This window comes from Aliidiomarina sanyensis, from assembly GCF_003987175.1.
In the GTDB taxonomy this organism is placed as follows: Bacteria; Pseudomonadota; Gammaproteobacteria; order Enterobacterales; family Alteromonadaceae; genus Aliidiomarina; species Aliidiomarina sanyensis.
Genome location: NZ_PIPM01000002.1, coordinates 120,915 through 136,815, shown reverse-complemented (window position 1 = coordinate 136,815; position 15,901 = coordinate 120,915). Strand labels below are relative to the sequence as shown.

Genomic DNA, 15,901 nt, shown 5'->3' with positions numbered 1-15,901 from the left:
AGATACACTGCTTCTGAGTGAACCCCGCAGACAGCAGTTTCATGGAACCGAATTTCTCGTTATAATCGGGGCAGAATTTCAGCAACCGATTTCAAGTTTGGCACTGAATCAGTCAGGAGAAAGCCGTGAAGTTTGTAAAGCAACTTAAGTGGAAACAAGTACTGGCCGTTGTTGCCGGTGTCGCGATTGCCGGCAGCGTAATGGCAATCACCCAAGATATGTCACGTGAAGCAATTGCTGAACGTATCCAGCCGACCATGAAAGTACGGATTGCTGGGACAGAAACTCAACAACAAGCCGCAGCGAGCGAAGCACGTTCGGGCGAGCAGGTATACAATCAAGCCTGTGCAGCCTGCCATACGGGCGGAGTACTCGGTGCGCCGCGCAAGAACGTCGCCGAAGATTGGACTGATCGTTTAGCGCAAGGCATGGATGTGTTACTGGAGCATTCAATCAACGGGTTCAACGCAATGCCTCCGCGCGGTGGCTGTGCCCGTTGTACCGATGAAGAGATTGAAGCAGCGATTGAGTTCATGATCGCCGAGCTCTAATTTGAAAGAGCGAGCAAAAAGCCACTCACCCGAGTGGCTTTTTTTGTTATTGAAAATCACAATTTCTCATGATTGATTGCTTTTCAACCTATGATTTACGTCGTATACTCAACAAATTCAAAAAAATAACAACATAACAACAAATAAGTCTGATGATTGTCTAGAGGGGAAACCCTTACTTTTCAGTAGGATGTCAGGATGTCTCAGGTCCAAGGAAAGCTGAATTAGACATAGGGCTGTTGGAGGGATGCTCACGGGTGAGCACGATTTCGCGGGAAAATGAAGACGCATTGAAGGTGAAACGACTTGAAAAAGTCGTGAAGCGTTTAAAAGCGTTAACCCAGAAATACAGGCAGGCTGAAGTTGTTCAGCAGGCACTTTTTCGTATTTCTGAACTTGCCTCATCTGCACAAAACATGGACCAGATTTATCATTCGGTCCACCGCATCATTGGCCAGCTTATGTCGGCCAAGAACTTCTACATCTGCCTTTACACGGAGAGCAGAGACAGCTTCCGATTCCCATATTTTGTTGATCAGTATGATGACGTCACGCTCATTGATGAGGTGCCTGCTGAGGCGCTGATGCGTGGCATCACCGGATATATCCTTCGGACCGGTGAGCCTATGTTGTGCACAAAAGAAGAGATTGAACACCTCGTTGAGACCGGCGAAGTGAATTTCCTCGGATCACTTCCGATCGATTGGCTCGGTGTCCCGTTGATTGCAAATGACACCTTGATTGGTGCCATGGTCGTGCAAAGCTACGAGGAAGATGTTCGCTATCGTGCTGAGGACCTCGAGCTCCTTATGTTCGTTTCACAACACGTTGTGAACGCGCTTGAGCGATTCCGTCATCGGGAATACCTTGAGCAAGAAGTGAGAAAACGAACCGCAGAATTGCAAAAGTCGAACGAAGACCTGCGTAGCGAGATTATTGAACGGGAAAAAGCCGAGCGTCAGAACGCGGTGCTTTACTCGATCTCAGAATTGACGAATACCGCAGAAGATATGCAGAGTTTTTACCGACGGCTGCATATTGAAGTCTCGAAACTTGTACAAGCAGACAACTTTTATATCGCTTTGCTGACGGAGAACCGTCAGCAAGTATATTTCCCGTATTATGCCGATGAAAGCGGCTTCCAAGCACGTCAACGTAGCTTGCAAAAAGGGCTGACCGAGTATGTTCTTCGGCAGAAAAAGCCAGCCTTTGTCGATGAGCCCACGCGCAACGCGCTGGTAAAAAGGGGTGATGTCGTCCTCTCCGAGAATCGAGGAAAATTGGCGTATCAATGGCTCGGCTCACCCTTGATGATGGATGGCAAGATTTTTGGTGTCATTGCCACACAAACCTATCGGAGTGATCGCGCATTTGTCCGTGAGGACTTAGAGCTCTTAAATTTTGTTGCCCACCACGTCTCAGTGGCAATAGAGCGGCGCCGTGCAGCAGACCAGCTCGCCAAAGCGAACCAATTCTTGGAAAAACGTATCGCGGAGCGAACAGAAGAACTTGTCGAAGAGATTGAGCGCAGAAAGGATATCGAAGCTCGGTTGTATCATGATGCGCATCACGACAACCTGACCGGTTTACCGAACCGGGCCATGTTCACTGAACGTGTGAACTGTGCCATTGCGCGGCAAAAACGCAACCCGAAAGAAAACTGCGCATTACTTTTCGTGGATCTCGATCGCTTTAAAAATATCAATGACACTCTTGGGCATTCGGCAGGTGATCACTTTTTGCTCGAAGTCAGTCGGCGTCTCCACAACGCCATCCGCGAAGAAGATTTCCTCGCGCGCTTAGGTGGTGACGAATTCGTCATTCTTTTAGATCCGATTCAGCAAATTGATGACGCCAAAGATGTCGCAGCACGCATCATCGATGTCATGAAGGAGCCCTTTGTTCTTGAAGGGCAAGAGCACCTCTCTGGGGCGAGTATTGGAATTGCCACAAGCCGTGGAGAAGAAGATAGCGCAGATCGCCTATTACGCGATGCGGATGCCGCCATGTATGAAGCGAAAAATCTCGGTCGGGGCCGATTTGTGGTCTTTGATGAGACGATCCGAAGTGGCTTGGTCGATGCACTTAATCAAGAGGCCGCGTTACGCAGTGCCCGAGCGCAACGAGATTTCCGCTTGTGGTATCAGCCCATTTGGGACATGCAATCAAATGCGATTGTTGGAAATGAAGTCTTGGTGCGTTGGCAGCGCGGTGAGACGATTGTGATGCCTTCTGACTTCATGCTGATGGCAGAGCGATCCGGTGCGATTATTGAGATTGATCAATGGGTTCTCGAGGAGAGTTGTCGCCTGCTAGCCGAGGTGCGCAAAGCCGGACATAACCCCAAACCTGTGCATTTAAATCTGTGTACGCAGCACTTGATGCGTCCTCGCCATATTCAGAGCCTGACCGAAATTGTCGAAAATGCGAAAGTGCCAGCGGGCCTGTTGGTCCTTGAGTTCGATGAAGAGTCACTGCAGCAGCATGATCCGCGTCGCATTCTTGCAAGCCTCAGAAAGCTCAAAGAATTTGGCTTTAAGCTTGCCCTCGATGATTTCGGGCGCGGAACAGGGCCGTTGCACTTCCTGTACAACTACCCCTTCGACTTCGTGAAGCTTGATAGCCGTTTCGTGGCGCAGGTTCCGCGTAAAGAGCGTGCGCGAGCGATGGTGCGCCATATTGTGACCCTCTGCCAAGAACTCTCGATTGAGCTGACTGCTGAAGGGATCGAAAGTGATGAGCAACGGGAATGGCTGTTCGAGCTTGGGGTGAAAGCGGGACAGGGTAATTTAGTGTTTGAAACGGGTCCCATGGCGGCAGGGGATATGATCAAACAAGCAAAAGCGAACAAAATTACCGTCGCAGCATTTCCCTTAGGCGAGCCACGTTAGCCGCATTGCGCTCTTGTTTTTCCTCAGCAGTCACCACTTTCTTTTTATCTTCCCACGAAATATCGTCTTGCGGTAACTCCATCAAAAAACGACTCACTTCAGGGCGAATGACTTCACCATATTGCCGGCGCTCGCGTGCCAACGTAAATGTGAGTTTTTGCTGCGCTCGGGTAATACCAACGTACGCAAGGCGACGTTCTTCCTCGATATCATCATTGTCGATGCTCGTCTGGTGAGGCAGGAGTCCCTCTTCCATGCCCACCAAAAAGACGTAGGGAAATTCAAGGCCTTTGCTGGCGTGTAGGGTCATTAACTGAACCTGGTCATCAAGAGATTCATCTTCTTGGCGCGAGAGCATGTCGCGCAGAACCAAACGATTGACCACTTGCTCAAGGGTCATCGCTTCGTTTTCGGGACTTCCCATCAACATATCGCTCACCCACCGGTAGAGCTCATTCACATTTTTGATACGCATCTCAGCGGCGGTCGGGCTTCCGCTTGTTTCGTATAGCCAGTCCTCAAAATGAATATCTTGAAGTAATTGCTTCACGGCTTGTGTTGCGTGCTCGGCTCCACCATCCGACTCCCGTGCACACACCGAGATCATGGCCACAAACGCTTGCACGTCGGCATAGGCACGGGTAGCGAGAACGGTACGAAGGCCAGAGTGCTGGCAGGCCGCAAACAGACTGATATTCTCTTGAAAGGCGAACTGGCCAATTCGCTCGATGGTATTCGGACCAATTCCGCGCCGCGGTGTATTGATAATCCGCAGCAGCGCATTGTCGTCGTCCGGATTAACGACCAGGCGCAGATAGGCCATCACATCCTTTATCTCCGCGCGGGCAAAAAACGATTGGCCCCCGGTGATTTTGTAGGGAATGCGATTATTCATAAGCGCTTTTTCGAAAATGCGCGCTTGATGATTTCCTCGATAGAGGATGGCATAGTCGCCGTAGCGGGTATTATTTAAAAAGCGCTCTCGGACAATCTCTGCCACAACACGTTCCGCTTCGTTCTCTTCGTTTTTACCGAAAATTACGCGAAGCGGCTCCCCATACTCCATCACCGAGAACAGCTTTTTCTCGAATACGTGGGGATTATTGGCAATTAAAATGTTCGCCGATTTAAGGATGCGCCCGACGGAGCGATAGTTTTGTTCTAATTTTATCACGCGCAGGGTTGGGAAGTGGGCCTGCAAGAGAGCCAAGTTCTCGGGCTGCGCCCCGCGCCATGAATAGATACTTTGATCATCGTCACCCACCACGGTAAATCGAGCACGTTCACCGACCAATAAGCGAACTAATTCATACTGGCTCGAGTTGGTATCTTGGTATTCGTCCACCAAGAGGTAACGAATTCGCTGTTGCCAACGCAGTCGGACATCGGTTGAACGTTTCAAAAGAAGCGTCGGAAGTAGAATGAGGTCGTCAAAATCGAGTGCATTGCACGCTTTGAGCTGGCGCTGATACCGTTCATATAAAGCTGCAAATAAGATGTCGTCGGGGCGCTCAGGATCGGGCTTGACCTGCTCCGGAAGCAGCATTGCATTTTTCCATTGCCCAATTCGGCTTTGCAGAAGTTGCAGTTGTTGTTTGTCACCCTGCAAGGTGTCTTCGCTCAGTGCGTTTAACAGCGCAAATGTATCTTGATCATCAAAAAGCGAAAAGCCTGGCTTGAGACCAAGTAGGCTTGTCTCTCGACGAATCATGTCCAACCCGAGCGTGTGGAACGTTGAAACGCGCAAACCACGACAGTGTTTGCGACCGACCCGTTGATGGATACGCTCCCGCATTTCGCGGGCCGCTTTGTTGGTGAACGTAACGGCGGCGATATGTTTTGGTAAATAACCTGCTTGCCCAATCAAATAGGCAATTTTTTCTGTAATCACGCGGGTCTTTCCACTGCCTGCTCCCGCCAGCACGAGCATCGGACCGCCGATGTAATGCACGGCCTCTTGTTGCTGGGGATTTAACTGCATGTGGAACTCACTTTTTGGTGTTCAGAATGACGGCTTTTTGCTTCGCGCATTGTAGCGCAAACCACAGGTTCAGGAAACGCTCTTGATTTCTCATGGTCATGCTATAGTAGAGTCACCTGTAGATGGAGAACATGAAGATGATTGACGCAAAAAAGATTGAGCAGATTGCGCGCCAGATTACCGAAAGTATTCCACCCGGCGTGCGCGATATGGCTGACAACATGGAACAACGCGTGAAGCAGACGTTGCAAGCGCAACTGGGCCGGCTCGATGTCGTTACCCATGAAGAGATGGCCGTGCAACAGGAACTTATTTTGCGTTTACGCAAGCGAGTTGAGGCGCTCGAAGAGCGGCTCGATGCCCTTGAGCAAGGTGGTCCCTCCTCGCAGGACGTTTAGCGCTTGTTTACCCGTTTCCGTTTGAATCAACTTTCCACCCGCTCGCAACTTTTCCTCGCGATCGCGGGCAGCAGCTTGTTGCTGGTCGTGCTAATTTTGCTCAGTATGCGCTGGCTCTTTATTCAGAACTTTACGCAGTACCTTGCAGAACAAGAACGCAATCGGCTACAGCAAGTTGCAGAGGTTTTAAGTGAGTATTACGGCCAATATGAACGTCGCCAGTTGACTTCAGATGTGCCAGAGCACGAGCTATGGCGTGTGATATTAAGTGATATTCAGCGGGACGTATGGCTCGAGCCGGAACGCTTCAATTTGGATCCAGACCTCTCATTTGAAGAACTCAACTTTGTGACCGACTCAGGAGAGCTGATTTTTGGACCGAGAATTGAGGATGCAGTTTCTCAACTCGTGCTGTTTGAAGGGCAAGTTCTCGGCATATTGAGCACACCGATCCCACGTGGTGCGGTCGCTCCAATTGATGCGGTCTATGCACAAAATCAACAGCAGGCACTTCTGTATGCTGGAGGTGCAGCCGTTGTCTTAGCGGCGCTTGTTGCATTTTTATTTGCCAATGGGTTGCGGCGACGTTTGCAAAGCTTGCGACACAGTACCGAAGCACTCGCGGCAGGTGATGCAAGCACACGCTTCTCGCAAGAAGGGATGGACGATGTTGCCCAGCTTGGACGAACATTGAACAAACTTGCTGCGACCCTTGCTGCGAATGAGTATCAACGACGCGAGTTCATGGCGGATATTGCTCATGAATTACGTACGCCGCTGACTGTTTTGCAAGGAGAACTCGAGGCGATTGAAGATGGTGTTCGTAAGCCAGAGCTCCCAGTCATTCAGCGATTACAGGCGCAAGCGAAGCAATTGACACGCTTGGTGCAGGATCTCGATACATTGGCCCAGGCCGATTTAGGGGGCCTCAATTACCGTTGGGAATCCTTTGATCTTAATGCTCTGACGGTTGAAGTATCAGAGTCTTATCACGACGCAGCCCAAGCGAAAGGTCTAAGTCTGCGGATTGTCGCTTCTCAAAAGCCTCTGACATTTTATGGTGATCCAGAGCGATTACGCCAAGTGCTTGCAAACGTGTTGACCAATTCAATTCGTTATACGGACGCGCCGGGCACGGTGGATATACACATTAGTACAAATGAAACTTGGATTCGCGTGCAAGTCGACGATAGTGCGCCAAGCGTTTCAACTGATCAATTACCACGCATCTTCGATCGGTTTTATCGGGTTCAGTCAGATCGCGCTCGACACACGGGGGGCTCTGGTCTTGGGCTTGCGTTGGTCGAGCGAATTGTTCGGGCGCATGAAGGCCGCGTTAAGGCGACAGCAAGCGCTCTCGGAGGCTTGTGTATTATCATTGAGTTACCACGCCAGTTTGGAGGAAAACCGGAGCATGGGTAGAATTCTCGTCGCAGAAGATGAGCCGGAGATTGGCTCGTTACTCAAAGACTATCTAGAGCAAGCCGGACATAGCTGCACTCACCATCTCGATGGTGGGGAGGCTTGGAAAGCATTTAGCGAAGCCGAATGGGATCTTGTTCTGTTAGACGTGATGATGCCGGGACTCGATGGACTCGAGCTGTGTAGGCGCATTCGGGAACGCAGTCGGGTACCCGTATTCTTTATCACTGCCCGGCATGATGAAGTCGATCGGATTGTCGGTCTAAAGCTCGGTGCGGACGATTACATCGTAAAACCCTTTAGTCCACGTGAAGTCGTCGCGCGTGTCGAAGCCCAATTGCGCCGGCAACAATGGCAGACAGAGCCTGCACAAAGCGCATCAGGGGCAACTGCACTTTCATTAGATCCTGGTGCCTATCAGGCACGATACGGTAAAGTTGAGCTAGAGCTGACTCCGGTTGAGTTTCGTTTGCTGCAAACCCTGTCGCGTCATCCTGGGCGCGTGTATCGTCGTGAGGAACTTATTCATGCGGCTTATGATGATCACCGGGTGGTGAGCGATCGGACGGTCGATAGTCACATAAAAAACCTAAGACATAAGTTAAGTGCGGCTGGCGCGCCAAATACGCTGATTCAGGCCGTCTATGGGGTTGGTTACAAATATACAGCTACTCCATAATTTCTTCATAAAGTACGCATATTTCCTGCAGCTTTACTCGCCATACTGTTGGGGAGTTAAGAGAGCAATGCTGCTCTGAGGAGATGAAAATGAATAAGATGTTATCTATGTTACTGATACCTGCGCTAGCCCCCGCTCTGTTTTTGGGAAGTGTTGTCACAACGACCGCTTCAGCAGAAACCGAAGCGGCGGCAGAAAAGCGTGAAAAGCGCGTCGAAATCCGCCGATACGGGCCACGGGCCGAAGGAAAAGGCAGCGGCCGTATGATGTGGTTCGAGCACTTCGATGGTGAGTCTTCGGATGTGTCGCCTGAAGAAATGCGCGAGCGTATGCAGGCAGCTCGAGAAGCTCGGATCCGCCAGCACTTTCAGGAATTCGATCTCGATCAGAGCGGTTCGTTAACAGAATCAGAAATGATCGAGGTGATGACCCGTCAAGCTCAGGAACGTGCACAACAAATGTTCCGTCGTCTGGATACAGATGGCACGGGTGTCATTACTGAAGATCAGTTTGTTGAGCGCCTGAGTGCGTTAAGTGAAGAACGTCGGGAACGCGTCATTGAGCGTCGGCAAGAAGCACAAGAGCGTCGCTCAGAGGCAGAACAGCGCCGCGGTGAAGCGCTCGAGCGGATGCAGCAACGGCGACAGGAACGCGGAGAACGTCGTCGCGATCGGACGGATTCACGCTAGTTTAATATGAGCGAATGTTATCAAAGGCCAGCAGCAAGCTGGCCTTTGTTATTTTAAGTGTGTCGAAAAGAAGTCAATCAATGCTTGTGTGAGGTCGCTCCGATAATTCGTGAATTGATGATCCGCATGTGACCACAGCAGCAATTCATGTGAGTGCCCCAGTTCGTTTAAACGTGCGCTTAATGCTTCAGACTGCGTTGCCGGAAGATTCCAATCGCGCTGGCCATGAATCAAGAGGATCGGCAGATCAGATGAGAGCTCGTCGGCCCACTCGATAACCGAACGTGCCTGCAACGCGGTCGTTTCATTTTCAGTGAAGTCTGGGATGTACCGCGTTGCTGCGTGATCACCGTCCCACTCATCAATCCATGCGCCAAGATCACTCACCGTTGCAGCGCTTGCGAGCGCTTTGAACGCACTTGGACGTGCGCGCGCAGCCATAAAGCTCATCATACTGCCTCGCGCGCGGCCATATAGCCCCACACGTTCTGCATCGGCCGGGCCAACCGCTTCGGCGACCTGCGGAAGGCGCAACACATCACTGAGATCCCGACCACCATATTCATCGGTGCCATTACTCATGCCAGAAAACACACCACCACCACCGCGATACTGCGAGCCGATCACCATAAAGCCAGCTTCAGCGAGCGGGAAAATGCGCTGGAAGATGTCGGCAAAGCTTACGCCATGGGTTGGGCCGTGACCCGCGCGGTTATAAATAATGACGGGTAGTTTTGCGCCGTCGTCTTTACCTGAAAATTCGCGAGGAAATACCGCAAAGCCACCGACATAAGCAGTTCCATTCCGATAAACCAGCCAGCGACAGTCAAAATCAGTGCGTAGTGATTGAAATTGAGCTGCGGGATAAATCCGTTCGAAGTAGGCGCGGTCGTAACGTGGGTTGGTGTTGCGTTGAACAAACTGATCAATAAAGTTTTCGTAGGTGTCGTATGGGGGCGTGAAACAGGTTGCGTTATATTCGAGCGACCAAGTATCTGATGCCGACGCGTGCGGACTGACAAGCAGAAAACTTAAGAGTAAGGCCGAAAGCAAAGGAGTTAGATAAAAGCGCATTCACAATACCGCGTTAGAACGACAAGTCGCTCACCTTAACATGAAGCGTTTAAAGCTGCCACGCGGCTTTAAATTTCAGGAGCTGACGCAGCAACTCGCTAATTCGGCTTGAAGTCATTGAGTATTTCGAGCGCCCTTTCGAGGACGACATCGCGTTCTTCTCGAATGTCTGACTGGGTGGGTCGAACATAGATATCCGGCACAATCCCAATGTTTTGAACGTCATTACCATTCTTATCGTACACCCTCAGCCCAGTAAAATACGCCGATATGCCGTCCATAAGCGGTACCAGCCGGACATTACCGACAGCGCCTGCGGTTGTGCTTCCAATCACTGTAGCATTCGGCAGCTCCCTCCATGCCATTACACTGAATTCTGACTGACTGATAGATGCTTCATCTACCAATATGGCAATACCATCCAGCTCTATTGAGTCCTCGGGTGTCAGTGTGGAGATGTGTTCAAGCATAGTGACACGCCCCGGGGATGCAGGATCAACTCGGGCGAGACGAGCAAATTTCTGTGGCTCTTTTGCGAGCCGATTACCTAAGTAATAAAGTATAAATGCGCTCGGATAACCTCGAACATCAATGATGAGCTTCCCTGTTTCACTGCTTAGCTCCAGTGCACGGTCAACCATGTCGAAATCAACACCTGAGACTTTCAAATAAATTACATTACCCTCCAGAGTTTGGACGACTTCACCCGGCACGCTATGGGCTGGTTCCGGTACCCCATAATTGGAGATGGCTACTTGATGATGTTCTTCCGCTCTGCTTAACGAAAGCAATGTAGCTTCCTCACATGAGCGTGCCATAAGTCCATTTGCAATCGAGTAGTAGCCATGAGTCTCGTTACTGGCGGAGTGGTACGGCGTTTGCTCTTCGATTAAGTCGTGTATGTATTGCTCATCAATAGCGACTATCCGATCCCCAACCTGCACGTTTTTTGTGGGCAAATCCTTATGGATCCTGCTAATAACAATGTCTGTATCTATGTGACGCACAGTAAACGGCAGATAGCACGAACCTTTTTTGAAGATCGCTTCTGATAAACCAGCATGTCCATCATCTAGCTGCGCCAGTAGTACTTGTAGGATCTTCTTAAATTCAAATTCACTGTGATTTTGTAGCGTTTTAGCCGTTAGCTGGTTTAGCACGGCGTACCAATCAGATTGAATTTCTTCACGATAAGGAAACCAATACTCGAGTACATTCCATAGTCGTGCGAGCATCAATAATCGTATTTCGTTTGGTAGGTGTTCTGACGATAGTTGCTTTTCACGAGCGAACTCTGGGAGAGCCATTTGGTCGCTAAAAGCGTAAACACTATCGTTAAACGAGTGCCGGTTTAAACGAAGGGCCTCCAACGCCGCCACAATATCGCGGCTATAAGTTGTATCTGTTAAATACCAAGAAGGTGCGGATTCCAAAGTACTACGACTTTCTAAGTCGGTATTCGACGATGTTAAGGTATTCGGAGCGCTAATGTCGTCTAACACAGCATTGATAGACTGATTTAACGCCTCCCCCAACACTAAAGACCTCGTGACTTCGATAAATACCAGATCCCAATCGAAGTTCCCTTGCGCTACCTCAGGGTGGAAATACTTAAGAAAACCCCAAACTTTCATCCACCGTACGAGGTTGTTGATAGTATCTTCATTCAATTCTTGCCAATTAACGGAGAGTTCTTGCAAGTCGTTCATATTGCGCGCTGATGACACGGTTGATGCAAGCTCAGTGTTCGGAAGTTCACTGAGTTGTTTTCCGTCAACCCAAAGTTGAACATCCGTTACCCATGCCGTACCGGGACCCGACAAGAAAGCCCCGATCACGATCGAATCAGCATGTGGGTTTATGACCTGCGCGACCCGGACCGCGTGCCACTCGTCATCGTTTGCAGATACAAAGGGTTGGCTATTTGAAAACTCGATGGCGTTGCGTGAAATATCCTGCCGAAGAAAAATATTTGCGCCTGCATAGGCGCCTGTACCTTTCGTCTTTAGCTTAGCTCTTAGTTCAATGGTTTCAGCCTCGAAATTCAGAGGGAACGAACGCAGTACATGATTCGTTGAGGCACGAAAACGGTCGTTGTCTAGCCTAATGCTAACTTGCTCTTCATAACGGATCGCAGAGTCAAGTGTAACCGCGCGGTCATCGGAAACTCGCCAATTAATAAGTCGACCATCATCGCCAATATAGAATTCAGTAATTTGGTCTGCCGAATATGCAGCAAAAGAAGCCGTTAGCAGGAGGGTTAATAAGAATTTCAATTGCACTTCCTTGGCGTGTTCGCGATCTGTTGTCACGAAGTGGTTTAACAAAATCGAGATATCATATTGACTAGTTATTGAGAATTTGTCGACCGTAATCTATTGTTGGGTTTGGACCTGATACTGCCTAGATGCTTTATTTCGTAAAAGCATACGGTTTCCCCAGCATGGCAAAGCTTTGTATCTCGGAATTTGGGACAATCAATTGAAAAGGGTTGCTTTGCCGTAGCAGCACCAATAGCTAAATACTCTCATGAAAATTCTTTTTTAAGAAAATTTGTAATCAATATGCTATCGACACTCGGCCTCTTTATGGTCATTCACAGTCTGTATACGGCACTGGGCTCTCGGAATACGTTAGATCTTTCATCGATGGATGAACTCCTTAAGCTCTTTTCTTGGGCGATCTTTCTGGCAGCTGTCATCACGCTCAAAGAGTTTTTTCAATATAAGAAAAGCCGAACCGCCCACGCAGACTCTCATTGACAGATCTCCTCGGTAGTTGGCAACGACCATGATTAAAGTGAAAGCGGCCAATCGAAAGGGTGGCAACCTGTGATTTGATATTCGCTTTACGGATAACGGTAGTATTGAAGATACCAACCACCGGTTAACTCAATCGAGAACTTTACAGGTTCTTCGCCTCGCACTCGATTCGCATCTCTGTACTCCACATTTTCCGAGCTAAAAAAACCCTCAGTGTATTCGTAGTTCCCAAGGCTTTCAGGTTGGTACCAGTAGCCGAAATTATATCCCTCACCAAGAAATGAACTACCAGAAATTCCCACGTATAAAGAGCACTCAATCCCCTCAAAACGACGAAGTATGACGCTATCTAATCCAATAGATCTCAGTTGTCTCCTCATATCATTAAAGGCTTTTCGCGCTGGCTCTGGTTCATTACCGCTTACATCAACTGGGTAACGGAAAAATCTGCTATTCATTGCTTCTCGAGCGTCACAGCCTAATTTCGAGAGTGTCTCAAAAGACTCTCGATGTTTATGAAAACGTTCTATCTCTTGTTCTACATCAATGCCTGCTCTACTGCACCCGCTTGTAATACTGGCGATATAAATGGCTAGAGTGAATGCATAAATCTGATTTTTTAATTTCATAATTTTAAGTTCTTTATTTTGGCTGCAAGGGGAAGTTTTCTGCAGTGGCATAGTGAATTTGGCCACCTGATTAGGGCTGTCATGATGACAGCATAGCAAAATTAGGTGACAAAGTGACACAGAAGAACCGCCCTAACTTCAACCCGGCATTTAGACTGGAAATAGCACGGTTAGTCGTCGACCAAAGGTATTCTCACACGGAAGCCGCCGATGCCATGTGCGTTGGGTATTCCACGCTTAGAAAATCGGTAAAGCAGCTGCGAGAAGAACGCGCCGGTAGGGCTTCAAAAGCCAGCCTCGACCACTACATTGTACGCTTTCACGGAAATAGGTAGCGAGTGCTAGAAGGAATCGGTAGCCCGCTCTAAGCTAGAGAGCTTCATGGATGAGTAGGGGGAAGTGGACAGCGCTTCGCTGCCTCCACCAGTGTCGTCTGGAGCATAGTCTAAATTTATGAAAAAGATACCACCGGCATTCTCAGTTATCCCGAAGCCCAATGTCATTCGCACATCCGCAGTGACACTCGATGCAGGAACGACACGAAAGCCAATTCTCGATACCTCTACCGTTGATTGATACTGAATTGTTTCACCCGATGGTGAATTTAGTTGCTTTATTTCAACGGCAGTGCTTCCACTCATATCGTAAATCAATACTTTAAATGGGATTGCTTGATTCATAGATACTACGTTGAATACAATTTCATTCCCTTGCGGGATTTCATTTGTACTAAAACAATTCATGAAATCATTGGATGACTCTAAGTCTGTAATGACAGAATTCAGAGCTTTAATATCCACACAATCGGTCGTTTCGCTGGTTGCACTTGCACTGGTGAAATTTAGAATAAACACCATATACAATATGCTTAACAAAATATTCTTCCGTGTCATATACGCTCCTTAATTTCCCGATTGATCATTTTGAATATTATAAGCTACCGTGGGAAGTAGAAAAGTCAAACATTTTTTACTTTCTACCTGAGCCCCTACTGAAGAGATTATTTTCACGTGTACTTTATAAGCTCACTATTCATAAAAGTCACATTTTCTCTTGAGATGTAAATAAATTTCTTAGGTGTCCGCACAAAAAAGCGTTCCACGCTACATTAGTCGTTGAGAAGTAAGCGTCGCAGAAACCTATGGTTGGATCGCGAACATCTATTGAGCACTTGAGCTGCTAAATGATTGATTTGACGATCAGTTCCAGTCGTGATCATATACTCTCTTATACGGAGAGCCCCGATGAGCCTGACTTCGCTGACCGACCACTTTGCCGACATTGAAGGCCCAAGGCAAGCATCATGAGTTATTGGAGTTCCTAGAACTGGAAGGCGCGATGGATAATATGGATGAGTTAGTAGCTCTTCTAGTTGAGAACTACGTAGTCGGGAGCGACCGAAGTACCCAAGAATAAGAAAGGTGTAAGCTTTCGCGGAAGTCCTGCATGGGTACTACTCGTGGCGTTGCAACCCTTCTACACTCTTAGTCTCAGTTTTCATGGATGAAAGAGGAGTCGTTTATGGGACTTGCGGTGGTGCTGACGCGAGCACAAATGGGTATGGATGCACCGTTAATTCGCGTTGAAGTGAATGTTGCGCGTGGTGTGCCGGCTTTTCAGATTATTGGCATGCCGGAAATTACCATTCGCGAAGCGAAGGATAGAGTGCGAACAGCAATTCTCAATAGCGGAATGACGTTCCCTTCTGCAAAGATTACGATCAACTTATCTCCTGCGGAATTACCGAAACAAGGCGCACGATACGATTTAGCCATTGCCCTAGGTATCCTCGCAGCCAGTGAGGAATTCGATGAGTCAGAGCTTGCGGGATTGGAGTGCTTTGGTGAGCTTGCTCTTGATGGCGCGATCCGACCAATGCATGGGACGCTACCCGCCCTTTTAGCATGTCAAGCGGCGGGTCATCAGGGGATTATCCCAGCCGGTAACGGAGAGGAAGCGGCGCTTTTACGTGAGCCCAACGCGTTATTGGTGAGTTCACTACTCGCGGCTGTACGACATCTTCAAAAGTACGAGGCCTTGCCTCAGGTGACTCCCTGTGAATTGAACTACATTCCGGCGAAAGCCGGAGATATGCAAGATGTGCGAGGGCAACCGATTGCGAAGCGGGCACTTTTGATCGCCGCCGCAGGTGGTCATCATGTGCTTTTTGTTGGGCCTCCCGGGACGGGAAAAACCATGCTCGCCCAGCGGCTCGCGACGCTCATGCCGCCGCTCAATGAAAGCCAAGCATTGGAAGTGGCGGCCATCGAGTCTTTATCCGGAGTTTCTTTTGCGCCCGAGCGTTGGCGCTTGCGGCCATTTCGGAGCCCTCATCATTCGTGTTCTGCAGCCGCTTTGGTGGGTGGTGGCTGTAAGATTGCAAAATAAATGATAATGAGGCGAAATAGATGATAATGGGTATCGTTGTGCTATGTTGTCTATTCAATGCTATCTGCAATTGCTGTTAACTTTCACAACAGGTGCGATAGAGCGAAATACGTGGGGAATTACTACTGGTCCATCTCCGCATGATCCACATACAGATACTGTCGATACCATTGATACCACCGTCGGCATAGATCGAAAAAAATGATGGGACGAGACGTAGCCCAACTCAACGAGTCTCACAAGAATAATAAAATGCACAATAGTCACCGCACGGAGCCGCTCGGGTCTCCCTATATCTCCATCGAAAGACTTTCTATTGAATATCTGAGCGATAGGGATTTTGGTATGTGCCAAACTTTCAGGCGAAGCGATCGCGACTCGAAGCGCAGATGGTTGTCTGGTTGGAGTCCCCTTTAAACTTCTTTCAGCAAGCAACG

The 15,901-nt window shown here is 48.9% G+C and carries 12 protein-coding genes; 7 read left to right on the top strand and 5 right to left on the bottom strand.

The features are described from left to right. Positions 1-125 precede the first annotated feature (125 nt). Together CWE11_RS02895 and CWE11_RS02890 are read left to right on the top strand one after the other, a co-directional pair. The gene (locus CWE11_RS02895; protein ID WP_241971705.1) at positions 126-551 is read left to right on the top strand and encodes a c-type cytochrome; all 426 of its coding nucleotides are present in this window, start codon (positions 126-128) and stop codon (positions 549-551) included. Positions 552-808: 257 nt separating this feature from the next. Further along, positions 809-3,442 carry a sensor domain-containing phosphodiesterase gene (locus CWE11_RS02890; RefSeq protein ID WP_126776100.1) on the top strand — a complete coding sequence of 878 codons (2,634 nt, stop codon included), beginning with the start codon at positions 809-811 and terminating at the stop codon, positions 3,440-3,442. Here the strand turns inward: CWE11_RS02890 and rep are convergent. Further along, positions 3,405-5,423, bottom strand: coding sequence for a DNA helicase Rep (gene rep / locus CWE11_RS02885; RefSeq protein ID WP_126776099.1), 2,019 nt, complete (start codon positions 5,421-5,423; stop codon positions 3,405-3,407). The genes CWE11_RS02890 and rep overlap by 38 nt on opposite strands. Before the next feature lie 137 nt (positions 5,424-5,560). On the opposite strand from rep, the gene ubiK reads away from it, so the two are divergent. From ubiK to CWE11_RS02865, 4 genes are all read left to right on the top strand, one after another. Then, positions 5,561-5,821, top strand: coding sequence for a ubiquinone biosynthesis accessory factor UbiK (gene ubiK, locus CWE11_RS02880; RefSeq protein ID WP_126776098.1), 261 nt, complete (start codon positions 5,561-5,563; stop codon positions 5,819-5,821). 3 nt (positions 5,822-5,824) lie between these two features. Next, positions 5,825-7,243, top strand: coding sequence for an ATP-binding protein (locus CWE11_RS02875; protein WP_126776097.1), 1,419 nt, complete (start codon positions 5,825-5,827; stop codon positions 7,241-7,243). Further along, complete coding sequence (locus CWE11_RS02870) at positions 7,236-7,922, top strand: response regulator (RefSeq protein ID WP_126776096.1); 687 nt, start codon at positions 7,236-7,238, stop codon at positions 7,920-7,922. The genes CWE11_RS02875 and CWE11_RS02870 overlap by 8 nt, the downstream gene beginning before the upstream one ends. 89 nt (positions 7,923-8,011) lie before the next feature. Further along, complete coding sequence (locus CWE11_RS02865) at positions 8,012-8,611, top strand: EF-hand domain-containing protein (protein ID WP_157981277.1); 600 nt, start codon at positions 8,012-8,014, stop codon at positions 8,609-8,611. A 48-nt stretch (positions 8,612-8,659) separates the two neighbouring features. On the opposite strand, the gene CWE11_RS02860 is transcribed toward CWE11_RS02865, so the two are convergent. The 4 genes from CWE11_RS02860 to CWE11_RS02845 form a co-directional block, all read right to left on the bottom strand. Then, positions 8,660-9,685 (bottom strand): alpha/beta hydrolase family protein, encoded by a 1,026-nt coding sequence (locus tag CWE11_RS02860; RefSeq protein ID WP_126776094.1) that lies wholly within the window; start codon positions 9,683-9,685, stop codon positions 8,660-8,662. A gap of 98 nt (positions 9,686-9,783) precedes the next feature. Then, on the bottom strand, positions 9,784-11,961 hold the full coding sequence (locus CWE11_RS02855) for a S41 family peptidase (RefSeq protein ID WP_126776093.1): 2,178 nt from the start codon (positions 11,959-11,961) through the stop codon (positions 9,784-9,786). Between the two features lie 572 nt (positions 11,962-12,533). Continuing rightward, positions 12,534-13,127, bottom strand: a complete 594-nt coding sequence (locus CWE11_RS02850) for a hypothetical protein (RefSeq protein WP_126776092.1) — start codon at positions 13,125-13,127, stop codon at positions 12,534-12,536. 290 nt (positions 13,128-13,417) lie between these two features. Beyond that, positions 13,418-13,969 (bottom strand): hypothetical protein, encoded by a 552-nt coding sequence (locus CWE11_RS02845; protein ID WP_126776091.1) that lies wholly within the window; start codon positions 13,967-13,969, stop codon positions 13,418-13,420. A gap of 628 nt (positions 13,970-14,597) precedes the next feature. On the opposite strand from CWE11_RS02845, the gene CWE11_RS02840 reads away from it, so the two are divergent. Beyond that, a complete protein-coding gene (locus CWE11_RS02840) occupies positions 14,598-15,464 on the top strand; it encodes a YifB family Mg chelatase-like AAA ATPase (protein WP_126776090.1) in 867 nt (288 codons plus the stop codon). The last annotated feature ends 437 nt before the right edge of the window (positions 15,465-15,901 follow it).